The 14,167-nt window shown below is 67.8% G+C and carries 16 protein-coding genes; 5 read left to right on the forward strand and 11 right to left on the reverse strand.

Annotated elements, in window-relative coordinates:
- Positions 1-17 precede the first annotated feature (17 nt).
- A complete protein-coding gene (locus HPF_RS00935) occupies positions 18-995 on the forward strand; it encodes a LysR family transcriptional regulator ArgP (protein ID WP_133155479.1) in 978 nt (325 codons plus the stop codon).
- Here the strand turns inward: HPF_RS00935 and HPF_RS00940 are convergent.
- Positions 982-1,437 carry a fasciclin domain-containing protein gene (locus HPF_RS00940; RefSeq protein ID WP_066152297.1) on the reverse strand — a complete coding sequence of 152 codons (456 nt, stop codon included), beginning with the start codon at positions 1,435-1,437 and terminating at the stop codon, positions 982-984. The two genes, HPF_RS00935 and HPF_RS00940, sit on opposite strands and share 14 nt — an antisense overlap.
- Positions 1,438-1,492: 55 nt before the next feature.
- A complete protein-coding gene (locus HPF_RS00945) occupies positions 1,493-2,002 on the reverse strand; it encodes a fasciclin domain-containing protein (RefSeq protein WP_133155480.1) in 510 nt (169 codons plus the stop codon).
- Positions 2,003-2,209: 207 nt separating this feature from the next.
- On the opposite strand from HPF_RS00945, the gene HPF_RS00950 reads away from it, so the two are divergent.
- Complete coding sequence (locus HPF_RS00950; protein ID WP_066152300.1) at positions 2,210-2,848, forward strand: TetR/AcrR family transcriptional regulator; 639 nt, start codon at positions 2,210-2,212, stop codon at positions 2,846-2,848.
- 15 nt (positions 2,849-2,863) lie between these two features.
- On the opposite strand, the gene HPF_RS00955 is transcribed toward HPF_RS00950, so the two are convergent.
- The 3 genes from HPF_RS00955 to HPF_RS00965 form a co-directional block, all read right to left on the reverse strand.
- Positions 2,864-3,286 carry a universal stress protein gene (locus HPF_RS00955; protein WP_133155481.1) on the reverse strand — a complete coding sequence of 141 codons (423 nt, stop codon included), beginning with the start codon at positions 3,284-3,286 and terminating at the stop codon, positions 2,864-2,866.
- 72 nt (positions 3,287-3,358) lie between these two features.
- Complete coding sequence (locus tag HPF_RS00960; protein ID WP_133155482.1) at positions 3,359-4,189, reverse strand: metallophosphoesterase; 831 nt, start codon at positions 4,187-4,189, stop codon at positions 3,359-3,361.
- A complete protein-coding gene (locus HPF_RS00965) occupies positions 4,186-5,175 on the reverse strand; it encodes a LysR family transcriptional regulator (protein WP_066152582.1) in 990 nt (329 codons plus the stop codon). The genes HPF_RS00960 and HPF_RS00965 overlap by 4 nt, the downstream gene beginning before the upstream one ends.
- A gap of 103 nt (positions 5,176-5,278) precedes the next feature.
- Here HPF_RS00965 and HPF_RS00970 point away from each other — a divergent pair, with 103 nt between their 5' ends.
- Positions 5,279-5,836: a hypothetical protein gene (locus HPF_RS00970; RefSeq protein ID WP_066152309.1), complete on the forward strand. Its 558-nt coding sequence runs from the start codon at positions 5,279-5,281 to the stop codon at positions 5,834-5,836.
- 81 nt (positions 5,837-5,917) lie between these two features.
- On the opposite strand, the gene HPF_RS00975 is transcribed toward HPF_RS00970, so the two are convergent.
- A complete protein-coding gene (locus HPF_RS00975) occupies positions 5,918-7,792 on the reverse strand; it encodes a phosphoenolpyruvate carboxykinase (GTP) (protein ID WP_127805875.1) in 1,875 nt (624 codons plus the stop codon).
- A 318-nt stretch (positions 7,793-8,110) separates the two neighbouring features.
- On the opposite strand from HPF_RS00975, the gene HPF_RS00980 reads away from it, so the two are divergent.
- Positions 8,111-8,500: a nuclear transport factor 2 family protein gene (locus tag HPF_RS00980; protein ID WP_066152316.1), complete on the forward strand. Its 390-nt coding sequence runs from the start codon at positions 8,111-8,113 to the stop codon at positions 8,498-8,500.
- A gap of 60 nt (positions 8,501-8,560) precedes the next feature.
- Here the strand turns inward: HPF_RS00980 and HPF_RS23600 are convergent, their stop codons facing one another.
- The 3 genes from HPF_RS23600 to HPF_RS00990 all read right to left on the reverse strand — a co-directional run bounded on the left by HPF_RS23600 (position 8,561) and on the right by HPF_RS00990 (position 10,412).
- Entirely contained in the window at positions 8,561-8,704 is a 144-nt protein-coding gene (locus HPF_RS23600) for a hypothetical protein (protein WP_164868389.1), read from the reverse strand.
- A gap of 75 nt (positions 8,705-8,779) precedes the next feature.
- Positions 8,780-9,205 (reverse strand): PaaI family thioesterase, encoded by a 426-nt coding sequence (locus tag HPF_RS00985; RefSeq protein WP_066152319.1) that lies wholly within the window; start codon positions 9,203-9,205, stop codon positions 8,780-8,782.
- 7 nt (positions 9,206-9,212) lie between these two features.
- Positions 9,213-10,412, reverse strand: coding sequence for a threonine ammonia-lyase (locus tag HPF_RS00990; RefSeq protein ID WP_133155483.1), 1,200 nt, complete (start codon positions 10,410-10,412; stop codon positions 9,213-9,215).
- 314 nt (positions 10,413-10,726) lie between these two features.
- On the opposite strand from HPF_RS00990, the gene HPF_RS00995 reads away from it, so the two are divergent.
- Positions 10,727-12,994, forward strand: coding sequence for an ATP-binding protein (locus HPF_RS00995; protein WP_424955193.1), 2,268 nt, complete (start codon positions 10,727-10,729; stop codon positions 12,992-12,994).
- A 1-nt stretch (position 12,995) separates the two neighbouring features.
- Here HPF_RS00995 and HPF_RS01000 read toward each other — a convergent pair whose 3' ends face one another.
- Positions 12,996-13,718, reverse strand: coding sequence for a glutamine amidotransferase (locus HPF_RS01000; RefSeq protein ID WP_133155485.1), 723 nt, complete (start codon positions 13,716-13,718; stop codon positions 12,996-12,998).
- A 51-nt stretch (positions 13,719-13,769) separates the two neighbouring features.
- Entirely contained in the window at positions 13,770-14,111 is a 342-nt protein-coding gene (locus tag HPF_RS01005; RefSeq protein ID WP_066152330.1) for a hypothetical protein, read from the reverse strand.
- Between the last annotated feature and the right edge of the window lie 56 nt (positions 14,112-14,167).

Below are 14,167 nucleotides of genomic sequence, written 5' to 3' on the forward strand. Positions count from 1 at the left end.
CCACGCGCGGAGAACGCATGAGCACCTTTGATCCCGACGCCCTGGAGTGTCTGGCCGCCATCATCGAAGAGGGCGGTTTTGAACGCGCGGCGCAGCGCCTGTCGATCACGCAGTCGGCGGTGTCGCAGCGCCTGCGCGCGCTGGAGGCGCAGGTGGGCACCGTGCTCATCGTGCGCAGCCGGCCGCTTAAGCCCACACCCGCGGGGCAACTCATGCTCAAGCACGCCAAGATGATGCGGCTGCTGCGCGCCGATCTGGAGACCGAACTCAGAGAGCTGGCGCCGGGCGCCGGCGGGGCGGGGCGGGACGAGGAGCGCGTCTCGATCGCGATCAATGCCGACAGCATCGCCACCTGGGCGATGCCGGCGCTGGACGCGCTGGTGCGTCAGGGCCTGCCGGTGGAAATCATCACCGACAACGAGGAATTCACCCAGGAGTGGTTGCGCGAGGGCCAGGTGCTGGGTTGCGTCACCTCGCTGGGACAGACGCTGCGCGGCTGCAGGATGGTGCCACTGGGCTGCATGGACTATGTGGCCGTGGCGCAGGCGGATTTCGCCCGCAACCGTTGCCCCAAGGGCCTCAGCGCCCACAACTTCCATCAGCTGCCTTTTGTCGCGTTCAATCGCAAGGACTATCAGCAGCACGGTTTCGTGGAGCAGGCCTTCGGCCTGCCGCGAGTGGGGCTCAAGCAGTTGTACGTGCCGTCCAGCGTCGGGCAGCTGCGAGCGGTTCAGGCCGGCTGGGGCGTGAGCGTGCTGCCCGAGCTGCTGGTGCGCGACCAGCTCGCCACTGGCGAGCTGGTGAACCTGGCGCCGCGGCACCGGCTGAGCGTGACGCTGTACTGGCACTGCTGGAACCTGAGTTCGGGCGTGCTGGACGCACTGACTGCGGCGCTGACCGGGGCGGCCAAGCACAACCTGCTGCCCACCGGCACACAAAAAACCCCGCCGGGGCGGGGTTCGAAGCGCAGGGGTGCGGGCGTCACTTCGGCATGATGACGCTGTCGATGACGTGGATCACGCCGTTGTCGGCGACGATGTCCGTCTTCACCACATTGGCGGCATCCACCTTCACGCCGCCGGTGGTGGCCACGGTGATCTCGCTGCCCTGAACCGTCTTGACCTTGCCGGCCTTGACGTCGGCGGCCATCACCTTGCCCGGGACCACGTGGTAGGTCAGCACGGCGGTCAGCTTGGCCTTGTCCGCCAGCAAGGCATCCAGATCGGCCTTGGGCACCTTGGCGAAGGCTTCGTCGGTGGGCGCAAACACGGTGAACGGGCCCTTGCCCTTGAGCGTGTCGACCAGACCGGCGGCCTGCAGAGCCGTGGCCAGGGTCTTGAACGAGCCTGCCGCAACGGCGGTGTCGACGATGTCCTTGGCGTGGGCGGAACCCAGGGTGGCCAGGGCGATGACGGAGGCGATCAGGGACTTCTTCATGGGTAACTCCTAGGAGGGGTTGATGACAGGGGACGGGGAAAAAAAGAACAGGGGATCAGGCCGGCGGCAGGATCACCCGGTCGATCAGGTGCACCACGCCGTTGCTGCACAGGATGTCGGTGGCGACGATGGCCGCCTGGCGGCCGCGGCCGTCGGTGATGCGCAGATCGCCGCCGACGGTGAAGCTCGCGCCCTGCAGGGTCGCGATGGGGGTGTTGACCGGCACCTGGTCCTTCAGCACCCGGCCGGACACCACGTGGTAGGTGAGCACGGCGGTCAGCAGCGACTTGTCGGCCAGCAGCGCTTCTTTGGTGACGCCCAGCTCGGTCAGCAACGCGGCGAACGCGGCGTTGGTGGGCGCGAACACGGTCAATGGCCCGGGCGCGCTGAGGGCGTCGACCAGGCCGGCCGCAACCACGGCCTCCACCAGGATGCTCAGGTTGGGCGTGGCCTGGGCGGTGGCCACGATGTTGGGTGGTGCGTGGTCGTCGTCACCGCCACCGCAGGCGGTCAGCAGGCCCGCCGTGGCACCGGCCAGCAACAGGGAACGTCTCGGAATCGGCATCTCGGTCTCCTTCAGGCGTGGGGTGGATAGAGACAGCCGGCGCCGGGGCGGGGTGCTCCGGATTCAGGGTCCGCTGCTGTCCGGGCGGGATATTAGTCGCACGAGATCAAAAAGTGACCAATTAGTATAAAAAATATACTTGTAAGTATGGTTATCTACTTTGGCGTCCATTTGCGGCACAATGCGAGTGCTGCCCAAAGATTGACCATGACCACCGCCGTTTCCTCTCCGACTCCCCGTTCTTCCCCCAAGCGCAGTTTTCGCGAACAGATGCATCTGGCGCGCGAGGACGCGATCGTCTCGGTGGTCAACCGGCTGCTGGCCGAAAAGGGGTTCGAGTCGATGACGGTGGACGAGGTCGCCGCCGAGGTGGGCATCGCCAAGGCCAGCCTCTACAAGCACTTCCCGAGCAAGGAAGACCTGGCCGCTGCCGCGATGGTCAAGGTGATGAACCGGGCGCGGGCCTTCCTGGACACGCTGGACCCGAAGGCGCCGCCGCTGGACCTGCTGCGCCAGGTGGCGCGCTGGACCATGGAGGTGCAACTGGCCGGGGAAATGCCCTCGCTGCCCAGCGAGAACTCCAGCCTGCGTGCGTCGCTGACGACGAACAAGGCCTATGTGGACGGGTTGATGGATGTGAGCGACCGGCTGGGCGCCTGGATCGAGGCGGCCCAGCAGCAGGGCAGCGTCAACCCGGCCCTGCCGCCGATCGCGGTGCTGTACACCCTCTATGCCCGGGCCTGCGACCCGGTGCTGGGGTTTCTCAAGGGGTCCGGCCTGTACAGCGACGGCCAGATCATCGACATGGTGCTCAGCACCTGCTTCGACGGATTGCGCCAGCGCTGACGCTGGCGCGGTGCGTCAGCGCACCAGCATCACCGGCACGCTGCAGTGCGCCAGCACCTGCGTGGCGACCGAGCCCATCACCAGGTTGCCCAGGGCGCTGTGGCCGTGCGAGCCCATCATGACCAGGTCGTACTTGCCGGTGTCGGCCTGCTTGGCGATCTGTTCGCCGGGTGAGCCGGTCTTGTGCACGACCTTGGGCTCGATGCCGTGGCGCTTGAGGAACTTCACCACGGGCGCGGTGACCTTCTCGGCTTCCTCGGCGTAGTAGCTGTTGGCGACCTCGGCACCGACGGCGGCGCGCGCGCGCGGAGGCAGGGGCATCTGCACGGTGAAGATGGTGAACTCGTTGTTGGCACTGAACACCTCGAGGTGGGTGGTCAGGTAGGCCAGCATCTTCTTGGTGTATGCGCTGCCGTCCACAGCGAGCAGGATCTTCATGTTCTCTCTCCGGTTGTGTGCCCCTGAGGCGGGCGAATTGCACCAGTGTACGCGCGGGGTGCGGGGCTTTTCCTATGGGATTTCCACATGCACCGTCAGTGTGGGTCTGAAATCGGCCTGCTCACCCTTGCGCGCGTAGCCCAGCGGATTGGCCATGATGCGGCAGCGGCCGACCTGCGCGTCGGTCGCGCAATGCAGGTGTCCGTGCAGCCAGAGATCGGCCAGGGGCAGCAGGTCGTCCAGCGCATTGCAGAAGCCGGCTGTGCCGGGGGCCAAACCGTAGCGCGGGTCGGCGCTGTGCAGGGTGGGCGCGAAGTGCGTCACCACGACCGTGGGTCCGTCGTGTGGCTGCGCCAGTGCCTCGCGCAGCCAGTCCTGGCACTCCAGTCCGAGCTCGCGCATGGCGGCCGCGTCGAACAGTGCGCCGCTGCGCAGACCGGCCATCTTGTGCAGGTAGAAATTGGCGGCGCGAAAGGCCTTCTCGCGCAGGCGCTGCCGATCGGTCTCGGTGGCGTCTGCCGGGGCCAGCGCGTCGTAGTCGCTCCAGAGCGTGGTGCCGATGAAGCGCACCCGGTCGATCTGCAGCGTCTCGCGCTCCAGCCAGGCGATACCGAGCCGGTCGCAGGTGCGGCGCAGGCCCGCGTGTGCCTCGTCCCAGTCGAGGCCGTCGTATTCGTGGTTGCCCGGCACGAACAGCACCGGGGTCGGCCAGCCGCCGTGCTGGGGCAGGGGCGAGAAGCGCCGCAGGCCCCAGTCGGGCTCGTCCATCACGCTGCCGTCGCGCCGCTTCTGGTAGGAGCCGATGTCGCCCGCGAGCACCAGCAGGTCGGCGTCTGCGGCGGGCGTGGCGGCAAAGCTGGCGTCGGTTTCGAGGTGCAGGTCGCTGAGCAGTTGGAGCTTCATGGCGCGATTGTCGGTGCAGCGTCTGCCGCGGCATCCGCAAAGCCCCGCCGCGCCGCGCGCTCGACCGCCTGCCGCAGCCAGCGGTGCGCGCCGTTGTGCGCCGACTGCCGGTGCCACAGGGCGTCGACGTGTACCGCCGGTACCGGCAGCGGCAGCTCGCGCAGCGTCAGCGCCGACTCGATCCCGGTGACCTCGACGAAGTGCCGCGGCAGCACGGTCAGCAGGTCGGTGCTGGCCACCACCCGACCGGCGGTGAAGAACTGGTTGACGGTGATCACCACCCGGCGCTGGCGCGACATCGCCGACAGCGCCTCGTCGACAAAGCCAAAGGGCCGCCCAGAGAAGCTCACCAGCAGGTGGCGCGCGGCGCAGTAGGCGTCGATGGTGAGCGGTTGTCCCGCCAGCGGATGGTCGCGGCGCATCACCACCACGTACTCGCCGTCGTAGAGCCGCTGGTGCAGGAAGCGCGGGGTGTGTTCCTGCAGGTGGATCGCGGTCAGTTCGGCGATCACGCCGGGGAAATGCCCGACCGCCAGGTCCGCTGAACCGGATTCCAGCAGCTCGCGCGGATCGCGTGTGGTCAGCGGCACGACGCGCAGGTTCACGCCCGGCGCTTCCTTTTCCAGCAGGTCCACCAGCCCGGGCACCAGCTTGGCGGCAGTGGCGTCGGCCATGGCGAGCACGAATGCCTTGCCTGCGGTCGACGGGTCGAAGTCGGCCGGCGACAGGGACTCGCGCAGCTGCGCCAGCGCGTCCCGCACCGTGGGCCACAGGGCCTGTGCCACCGGCGTCGCCTCCACACCGTAGCCGGAACGCCGCACCAGTTCGTCGCCCAGGTGTTCCCGCAAACGCTTGAGCGCGTTGCTCACCGCTGGCTGCGTCATCGCGAGGTTGTGTGCCGCGCGGGTGAGGTTGCGCTCGGCCATGACTTCGTCGAACACCCTCAGCAGGTTGAGGTCCAGCGTGCGGAAGTTGAGCTCATTCATCATCTTCGTGAATGTAATTCATCACAAAAATAAATTGGCGTGACATCAGGGTTCACCCTAGTATTCGCCTGTCCAAAAGACAAATTTTTCAAAGGAGTTCGCCATGAGCACCGTCTTCTCTCCCTCTTCCGCCCCCGTCGGCATGGGCACCGCCGCCGACCGGGGTATCGGTCGCACCAGCCGCTTCGACGGCTCGCGCAGCCTGGCCACCATGCTTCTCGCCGCCGCCGTGGCCGCCCTTGTCGTGCTGGCCGACCAGATGATCGGCTCCTGGGCCGATGGCCACCTGTTCCTGGGGTGGGTCGCCCTGTGGGTCGTGATCTTCGCGGGCTCCGCCCTGTTCGCCGGCACCGCCCGCCGCGCGGCGAAGGCCACGCTGCGCTCGCTCGACAGCTGGTCGCGTTCGCTGGCCGAGGCCCGCGCCGAAGCCCGCCTCTGGGACCTGGCCCGCACCGATCCGCGCCTCAAGGCCGAGCTGATGCAGGCCCGTGCCCGCGAAGCCGAACTGGCCGAAGAACTGAACCCTTCGCCCGTTGCGGCGAAGAACGACTATGCGGACGCGCTGGCGCCGATGGGCCTGGACACGGGCTTCTCCGCACCGCTGCGCCGCTGGGCCCAGATGGAAGTGCGCCGCCAGACGGGCTACCTGCCCTACCTGTAAGCCTCCGCTTTCGCCCATGAAAAAAGCCCCCCGGCAGGCGCCGGGGGGCTTTTTGTTTTGGTCGGCCCGTACGGGCCGGGATCAGGCGGCGGTCAGGCGCTGTTCCAGGGCGTTCTTGGTGTCGATCAGGGCCTGGGGCATGTGGTAGGCCAGCTGCTCGAAGTGCGCGTCGTGCAGCTTGAACTCCTCGGTCCAGGCGGCCTTGTCGATGCTCGTGACCTGCGCGAACTGCTCGGCGCTGAAGTCCAGGCCGGTCCAGTTGATCTCGGCGTATTGCGGGGCTACGCCGAACATGGTTTCCTGGCCTTGCGCCTGGCCTTCGATGCGGTCGATCATCCACTTGAGGACGCGCATGTTGTCGCCATAGCCGGGCCACACGAACTTGCCCGCCTCGTCCTTGCGGAACCAGTTCACGCAGAAGATCTTGGGCAGGGTGTGGCCGGATTCTTCCAGCTTGTGCTCCATGTCCAGCCAGTGCTGGAAGTAGTCGCTCATGTTGTAGCCGCAGAACGGCAGCATCGCGAACGGATCGCGGCGCACCACGCCCTGGGCGCCAAAGGCGGCCGCCGTGGTTTCGGAGCCCATCGTGGCGGCCATGTAGACGCCTTCCATCCAGGTACGTGCCTCGGTCACCAGGGGCACGGTGGTGGAGCGGCGGCCGCCGAAGATGAATGCGTCGATCGCCACGCCGTCGGCGTCGTCCCACTGCGGGTCCAGTGCGGGGTTGTTGGTGGCGGCCACGGTGAAGCGCGAGTTGGGGTGCGCGGCCTTGGTGCCCTTTTCCTTGGCAATCGCCGGGGTCCAGTCCTTGCCCTGCCAGTCGATCAGGTGCTCGGGCAGCGTGCCGGTGTCCTTCTCCATGCCTTCCCACCACACGTCGCCGTCGTCCGTCAGGGCCACGTTGGTGAAGATGACGTTCTTGTCCAGCGAACGCATGCAGTTCGGGTTGGTGTGCATGTTGGTGCCGGGGGCCACGCCGAAGTAGCCGGCCTCGGGGTTGATGGCGTACATCTTTCCGTCGGCATGGGGCTTGATCCAGGCGATGTCGTCACCGATGGTGGTGACCTTCCAGCCTGCAAAGCCCGCCTCGGGCGGCACCAGCATGGAGAAGTTGGTCTTGCCGCAGGCGCTGGGGAAGGCGGCGGCGACGTGGTACTTCTTGCCCTGGGGGTTGGTCACGCCCAGGATCAGCATGTGCTCGGCCAGCCAGCCCTGGTCGCGGCCCATGTTGGAGGCGATGCGCAGCGCGAAGCACTTCTTGCCCAGCAGCGCGTTGCCACCGTAGCCCGAGCCGTAGGACCAGATCTCGCGCGTTTCGGGGAAATGCACGATGTACTTGGTGGTCGGGTTGCAGGGCCAGGTGGTGCTGTCCTTCTGGCCTTCGGCCAGCGGCGCGCCCACGGTGTGCATGCAGGGCACGAAGTCGCCGCTGTCGCCCAGCACGTCGTACACGGCCTTGCCCATGCGGGTCATCAGCTTCTGGTTCACCACCACGTAGGCGCTGTCGGTCAGCTCGATGCCGATGTGGGCGATGTGCGAGCCCAGTGGGCCCATGGAGAACGGCACCACGTACATGGTGCGGCCCTTCATGCAGCCGTCGAACAGCGGGTTCAGGGTGGCGCGCATCTCGGCCGGGGCCATCCAGTTGTTGGTCGGGCCGGCGTCTTCCTTCTTCTCTGAGCAGATGTAGGTGCGGTCTTCCACGCGGGCCACGTCGGACGGGTCGGTCCAGGCCAGGAAGGAGCCCGGGCGCTTGGCCGGGTTGAGCTTCTTGAAGGTGCCGGCGTCGACCAGTTCCTGGCACAGGCGGTCGTATTCTTCCTGGCTGCCGTCGCACCAGACCACGTTGTCGGGCTTGCACAGGGCCACCATGTCGGCCACCCAGGCGATCAGGCGGGCGTGCTTGACGTAGGCGGGGGTGTTGAGGTTGAGGCCCTGCATCACGGGAGAGTTCATCGAAAAGGCTCCGGTAGTTTGAAAGCGGCGGCCAAGAGACACCAACAGCCGCTGGCCACGGAACGGTGGCGGGCGGCTCTGCAAGATCCCTTGGACAAAAAGGGCGGTCGGCGCTCGGGGCTGCAGGGCGGTTGCGGTGCAGCGCGACAGCCAGAAAGGGGGCGGATGATCCCGGGTTCTGGTCCGCGTGTCGGCCTAACCCATCAATTTTAAAAAAGAAGGTCGGTCAGTTACCGGCAAGTTACATGCAAGACATGCATAACCTGATGCATGAATGCCGGCGGGGGTACGGTGTCGTGCAACCGCTAGAGTGGGGCCATGGAACCCGAACTCATCCTGGAACCCGGTCTGGCGTCCTTGCTGGACGAACTCAGAACCCTTGAAGACCTCTACCACGCGGCCTTCCCGGACGCGACCCTGGCCGACTTCGACCGGCTGGTGGCGCCCGGCTTCTGGGAGACCGGTGCCACCGGCCGCCGCTACAGCCGGGTCTTCGCCCGCCAGGTGCTGGCGCAGCGCCCGGGGCGGCCCGACCCCGGGACATGGCAGACCGACCAGCACCACCTGCAGCGGGTGAGTGAAGACGTCTGGTTGCTGACCTACCGCCTGCGCCAGCCGGGCCGGGTCACGCGGCGCATGACGCTGTGGCGTCGGGAGGCCGGGCGCTGGCAGGCGGTGTACCACCAGGGCACGGTGGTCGCCGGCTGAGCGACGTTCAAAACAAAAGCCGCCCGGTGGGCGGCTTCTCTTCGCTGGCCGTGCCGGGTTTCAGGCCATGAACACGGCAATGAAGGCCAGCAGGAAGATCAGCACGCCGCCGGCCACGGGCAGCACGATGGGCATGAGCGGAACGATGGACTCGACCACGTCCTGGGGTTCATCGGCGTGGCTGTCGTGGGGGGCGTGGGCCATGGGGCGTCTCCGGAATTGAGAAAAATCAACGCGGATTCTAAAGCCGACGGCCCTGGACCGCACCCGGCCCAACCCTCACAGCAGCGCGTAGGTGGTGCTGGCGCGGCAGACGCTCTTGCCGTCGTCGGCGCCGGCGATGTCGATTTCCCCGAACACCAGGTTCTTGCCGGCCCGCACCACACGGGCGGTCACCAGCGCGTCCTGGTTGGACAGCGGCTTGAGGAAACTGCTGTTCTGCTGCACCGTGGTCATGGGCCGGCGCGTGCCCAGCCGAGTCACGATGGCCAGCACCATCGCCGTGTCGGCGGCGGCCATCATGGCCTGGCCGCAGACCATGCCGCCGATGCGCGCCAGCTGGTCGTTCTGCGGCAGGCGCAGCACCACTTCGTCCGTCTGGAAGGACTCGACGCGCAGGCCCAGGGCCTGGACCCAGGGCGCGAACCAGTCGGACAGGCAGGCCTGCAGGGTGTCGGTGCTGAGGGGGGCGTCGGGTGCGGTCATGGGGTGGTCACATCCGTTGGGTGTCGAAACCGGCGGCCTGCAGCGCGTCGATCACCTGTTGCACATGCTCGCGGCCGCGCGTCTGCAGCACCAGCTCGACCGCCACGTTCTGCGCCGCCAGCAGGTTGAAGGCGCGCTGGTGGTGGACCTCGTCGATGTTGGCGCCGGCCTCGGCCACGATGGCTGTGATGCGCGCCAGGTTGCCGGGCACGTCGCGGGCGCTGACCTGGATGCGCGCCAGCCGGCCGGCCCGCACCATGCCCCGCTCGATGATCGAGGCGAGCAGCATCGGGTCGATGTTGCCGCCGCAGAGCACCAGGCCCACCTTGCGGCCAGCGAAACGCTCGGGGTGCTTGAGTACCGCGGCCAGCCCGGCCGCGCCCGCGCCTTCGACCAGGGTCTTCTCGATCTCCAGCAGCATCACGATGGCCTGCTCGATGTCGCCTTCGTCGACCAGCAGCAGGTCGTCGACCTTGTCGCGGATGATCGCCTGCGGGATCACACCCGGCGTGCCGACGGCGATGCCTTCGGCGATCGTGCTGCTGCCCTGCGGCAGGTGGGTGCCCTTGATGGCGTTGTACATCGCCGGAAAGCGCTCGGTCTGCACACCGATGATCTGGATGTCGGGGCGCATGGCGCGTGCCGCGGTCGCCATGCCGGCGATCAGGCCGCCGCCGCCGATGGCGATCACGAGGGTGTCGATGTCGGGTTGCGCGCGCAGCATCTCCAGGGCCACCGTGCCCTGGCCTGCGACGATGGCCTCGTCGTCGTAGGGGTGCACGAACACCAGGCCCTGCTGCTCGGCCAGCGCGTAGGCGTGGGCGCGGGCTTCTTCCAGCGTGTCGCCGTGCAGCACCACCTCGGCGCCGAAACCGCGCGTGCGTTCCACCTTCACGCCCGGCGTGAAGCGCGGCATCACGATCACCGCGCGGATGCCCAGGCGCTGTGCGTGGTAGGCCACGCCCTGGGCGTGGTTGCCGGCGCTCATGGCGATCACGCCGCGTGCCCGTTCGTCGGCCGACAACTGGGAGAGCTTGTTGCAGGCGCCGCGCTCCTTGAAGGACGCGGTGTACTGCAGGTTCTCGAATTTGAGAAACACCTGGCAGCCCGTGAGCTGCGAAAGCGTGCGTGATTCCACGCACGGGGTGTCCAGCACCTGGCCGTTCAGGCGCTCAGCGGCGGCATCGATGTCTCTTTTTTCAAGCATCGGCCGATTGTGCCGCCGGACGATTGTCACAAGTGAGCGGGAAAGGCCCCACAACTCGTCGGACCGCGCTGGATCATGCTCTTCCATGATGGATCAAGCTGGGTTATGGTCCGCTCCAATTCGCATTGCGGACTGCGTGCCCCGTTGTCAAGACTGGAGGTGTCCTCATGAGCAAACGCCTGTTGCAGCGCGCCACGCCGGCGACGCCGCGTCCGGCCGAAGCGCGCCCGAGCCCCGAGCCCCGGCACAGCCCGGCCTTGGACGCGCGCGTGTTCGTGCCGTCCGGGCTGCGCCAGGCGCCGGTGCTGGACCTGATGTGCTCGCACTTCGTGCTCACGCTCGCCGCCCGCCAGGGTCAGCGCTTCAATGTGCGCCGCGATCTCAACACCCTGCTGGCGCTGGCCGGCCGCCACCTGGTGTGGCCCATGACCGTGCTGGCGCGCCTGCGCGAGTTCCTGACCCGCCGCTGCAAGGACAACGAACTCTGGACCGGCAACGAACAGCTCTCGACCGCCGCCTTCATGGAGCGCTACGGCGTGTGGCGTGGCCCCTATGAAGAAGGCACGCTGTTCTTCTATCTCGACGAGTACGCCAAGGAATCACCCAAGGACCTGCTGTCGGTGCTGGCCGTGACGGGCGATTGGCTCAACCAGGCGCTCAAGAAGCAGAGCACCCTGGTGGAAAAGAACATCGACGCGCTGGCCAACCTGCTGCAGCTCAACCGCGCCGAGCGCGCGCTGCTGCTCTATGGCACGCTGGCGCGCTACCAGCGCGACCTGCGCTCCATCCTGGTCGAGTTCAAGGTCAACAACGCACCAGAGGCCTACGCGGCCATCGCCGACGTGGCCGGCGTCAAGGCCAGCGAGGTGGGTGAGGCGCTGCGCGCCGGCTCGCGGCTCGAACGCATCGGCATGGTGGAGAACCTGATCTCCGAGCACAACATCACCGACCTGGCCGACCTGATGAAGGTCAGCGAAAAGCTGCCGCCGGTGCTGATGCGCGAGTACCGCAGCGAGAGCGAGCTGATGGCGGTGTTCACGCGCCCCGCCGCGCGCTCGGCGCTGACGTCCAAGGACTTCGAGTACGTGGCCGATGACGTGCGCCTGCTCAGCGGCCTGCTGCGCGAAGCGGTGGCGCGCAAGGAGCCGGGCGTGAACATCCTGCTCTACGGCCCGCCCGGCACCGGCAAGACCGAACTGGCGCGGGTGGTGGCACAGGCCGCCGGATTGGAGCTGTTCGAGGTGGAATACGCCGACCGCGACGGCAACGCGCTCAGCGGCCGCGACCGCTACCGCTCGCTGCAGATCGCGCAGGTGTTCCTCAAGGGCACGGCCCACTCGGCGCTGCTGTTTGACGAGGTGGAGGACGTGTTCCCGCCCATCAGCAGCGAGGCGGCGCAGTTCATGGCGCGCGCCGAGCAGGTGTCGGCGCCGCACAGCAACAGCGTCAGCGGCAAGGCCTGGGTGAACCAGATTCTCGAATCCAATGCGGTGCCGACGGTCTGGGTCACCAACCGCATCGAGCAGATCGACCCGGCCTTCCGCCGCCGCTTTGCCTACCACCTCGAACTCAAGAGCCCGCCACCCGGCGCGCGCGAGCAGCTGGTGCGCAAGACGCTGGAAGGTGAGCCGGTGTCCGACGGTCTCGTGGCGCGGCTGACCGCGCGCAAGGGGCTGACGCCGGCGCAGATCCGCACCGCGGTGCGCTTTGCGCATCTGGCGGCCGCGCCCGCGAAGACGCCCGGGCGCCGCAAGAAGGTGGCGGCCGACACCGGCCCCACGCTGGACGAGCTGATCGAGCGCCAGCTGCGCAACGCCGACCTGGCCCTGGGCCGCCAGCCCGACGCCGGCCAGCGACCGGAAGTGACGCAGTACAGCCTGGACATGCTGAACGTCGAGTCGCGCTACGAGATCGGCCGCATCGTGGCCGCGCTCAAGGCGCGCGGCCACGGCTGCCTGTGCTTCCACGGCGCGCCCGGCACCGGCAAGACCGCGCTGGCCGAGCACATCGCCAAACAGCTCGAGCGGCCGCTGATGATCCGCCGCGCCAGCGACCTGGTGAGCAAGTTCGTGGGCGAGACCGAGCAGCAGATGGCGGCGATGTTCCGCGAGGCCGAGGCCGAGAAGGCGGTGCTGCTGCTGGACGAGGCCGACAGCTTCCTGCAGGACCGGCGCGGCGCGCAGCGCACCTACGAGGTGACCGAGGTCAACGAGATGCTGCAGGGCATGGAGCGTTTCAACGGCATCTTCGTCTGCACCACCAACCTGATGGACGCGATCGACCAGGCGGCGCTGCGGCGCTTCACCTTCAAGATCAGGTTCAAGCCGCTGCGCAGCGAGCAGCGCGAACGCATGTTCGTGGTCGAGGCGCTGGGCGGTGACGAGGCCGGCCTGACCGAGCCGATCCGTTCACGGCTGGCGAAGCTGGAGCAGCTGTGCCCGGGTGACTTCGCTGCGGTCAAGCGCCAGGTGGAGATCCTGGCCGAGACCCTACCGCCGGAGGAGTTCCTGGCCCAGCTCGAGGCCGAGCACCGCATCAAGCCCGAGGTCCGCGAAGCGCGCGGCATGGGCTTCGTCCACTAGATCAGCCCAACGCCAGCCGCGCAAACCGAGGCAGCACCGACGCCGCTTCGGGTGTCGGTCTGAGCGCGTCGGCGATCTGTGCCGCATCCAGCCCCTCCTGGGCCAGCGCTGGGCCCAGACCGTCCAGGTAGGCGCGCAGCGCCTCGTCGGAAAACTCCGGGTGGAACTGCACGCCCCAGGCGCGTTCGCCGACGCGGAAGGCGTGGTGCGCCTCGTGCGCGCTGCCGGCGAGCAGCACCGCGTCTGCCGGCAGGCGCCGCACCGACTGCCAGTGCACCGCCTGGGCCGGAAAGTGCTCGGGCAGGTCGCCCAGCAGCGGGTCTGCTTCGGAGGCGGCGTGGCGCGCCACCGTCACCGTGCCGATCTCGACGCCATCGGGGTGGTGGGCCACCTCGCCGCCCAGCGCGTGGGCCAGCAGCTGGTGGCCGTAGCAGATGCCCAGCAGCGGGGTGCCGGCCTCGACGGCGGCCTGCAGCCAGGGCACCAGCGCCTCGCTCCAGGGCTCGCGCTCGCTGACCATGTGGTGCGAGCCGGTGAGCACCACGCCCGAGAACCGCTGCGGCGCCTTCGGCGGTCCGTCGACCTGTGCGTCGTGGGTCGCCAGCACGGTCGCACCGCCAGCGCGCAGCCCGGCGGCGATCCAGTCGTCGAAATCGCCCAGGCGGTCGCGGATGTGGGCGTGGGTGGAGCCGGTCTTGAGGATGAGGAGGGGCGCGTGGGACATGCGCCCGATTCTAGGAAGCCCCCGATGGCCCTGCCTTGTCTGGGGTGCCGGTCAGTGCAACAGGGCCATGGGACCCGACGGCAGTTCCTCGGGTGTGTGGTCCGGGTGGTGGTTCACGAAGAACATCAGCTTCTGGTCCAGCCGGGACACGCGCTGGTGGGCCACACCCTCGCAGTGGTGCTTGGAGATCAGGTTGAACAGCTTGCCGCGCAGGAACCACAGGTCCTGCGGGTTGCGGCAGGCCAGCAGCGCGGCGTGCAGCCGTGTGCGCAGCGGGTCCTGGATATCAGAGACGGCGTCCTCGAACTCGCTCACCAGGAAGTCCATCTCCAGGACCTGGGTGTCGTGGAAGCTGGGTTCTTTCCGTCCGAACCAGGGCAGCTTGAAAAACATGAACGGTCTCCGCTGAAGTCGTGGTGCCGGCACTTCACCGGCTTCCCACGTTTTTT

Source organism: Hydrogenophaga pseudoflava (assembly GCF_004353865.1).
In the GTDB taxonomy this organism is placed as follows: domain Bacteria; phylum Pseudomonadota; class Gammaproteobacteria; order Burkholderiales; family Burkholderiaceae_C; genus Hydrogenophaga; species Hydrogenophaga pseudoflava.

Bases quoted from the DNA above. Each gene is read 5' to 3' on its own strand.
- HPF_RS00935 (WP_133155479.1), top strand. From the start codon at position 18: ATGAGCACCTTTGATCCCGACGCCCTGGAGTGTCTGGCCGCCATCATC.
- HPF_RS00940 (WP_066152297.1), bottom strand. From the start codon at position 1,437: ATGAAGAAGTCCCTGATCGCCTCCGTCATCGCCCTGGCCACCCTGGGT.
- HPF_RS00945 (WP_133155480.1), bottom strand. From the start codon at position 2,002: ATGCCGATTCCGAGACGTTCCCTGTTGCTGGCCGGTGCCACGGCGGGC.
- HPF_RS00950 (WP_066152300.1), top strand. From the start codon at position 2,210: ATGACCACCGCCGTTTCCTCTCCGACTCCCCGTTCTTCCCCCAAGCGC.
- HPF_RS00955 (WP_133155481.1), bottom strand. From the start codon at position 3,286: ATGAAGATCCTGCTCGCTGTGGACGGCAGCGCATACACCAAGAAGATG.
- HPF_RS00960 (WP_133155482.1), bottom strand. From the start codon at position 4,189: ATGAAGCTCCAACTGCTCAGCGACCTGCACCTCGAAACCGACGCCAGC.
- HPF_RS00965 (WP_066152582.1), bottom strand. From the start codon at position 5,175: ATGAATGAGCTCAACTTCCGCACGCTGGACCTCAACCTGCTGAGGGTG.
- HPF_RS00970 (WP_066152309.1), top strand. From the start codon at position 5,279: ATGAGCACCGTCTTCTCTCCCTCTTCCGCCCCCGTCGGCATGGGCACC.
- HPF_RS00975 (WP_127805875.1), bottom strand. From the start codon at position 7,792: ATGAACTCTCCCGTGATGCAGGGCCTCAACCTCAACACCCCCGCCTAC.
- HPF_RS00980 (WP_066152316.1), top strand. From the start codon at position 8,111: ATGGAACCCGAACTCATCCTGGAACCCGGTCTGGCGTCCTTGCTGGAC.
- HPF_RS23600 (WP_164868389.1), bottom strand. From the start codon at position 8,704: ATGGCCCACGCCCCCCACGACAGCCACGCCGATGAACCCCAGGACGTG.
- HPF_RS00985 (WP_066152319.1), bottom strand. From the start codon at position 9,205: ATGACCGCACCCGACGCCCCCCTCAGCACCGACACCCTGCAGGCCTGC.
- HPF_RS00990 (WP_133155483.1), bottom strand. From the start codon at position 10,412: ATGCTTGAAAAAAGAGACATCGATGCCGCCGCTGAGCGCCTGAACGGC.
- HPF_RS00995 (WP_424955193.1), top strand. From the start codon at position 10,727: ATGTGCTCGCACTTCGTGCTCACGCTCGCCGCCCGCCAGGGTCAGCGC.
- HPF_RS01000 (WP_133155485.1), bottom strand. From the start codon at position 13,718: ATGTCCCACGCGCCCCTCCTCATCCTCAAGACCGGCTCCACCCACGCC.
- HPF_RS01005 (WP_066152330.1), bottom strand. From the start codon at position 14,111: ATGTTTTTCAAGCTGCCCTGGTTCGGACGGAAAGAACCCAGCTTCCAC.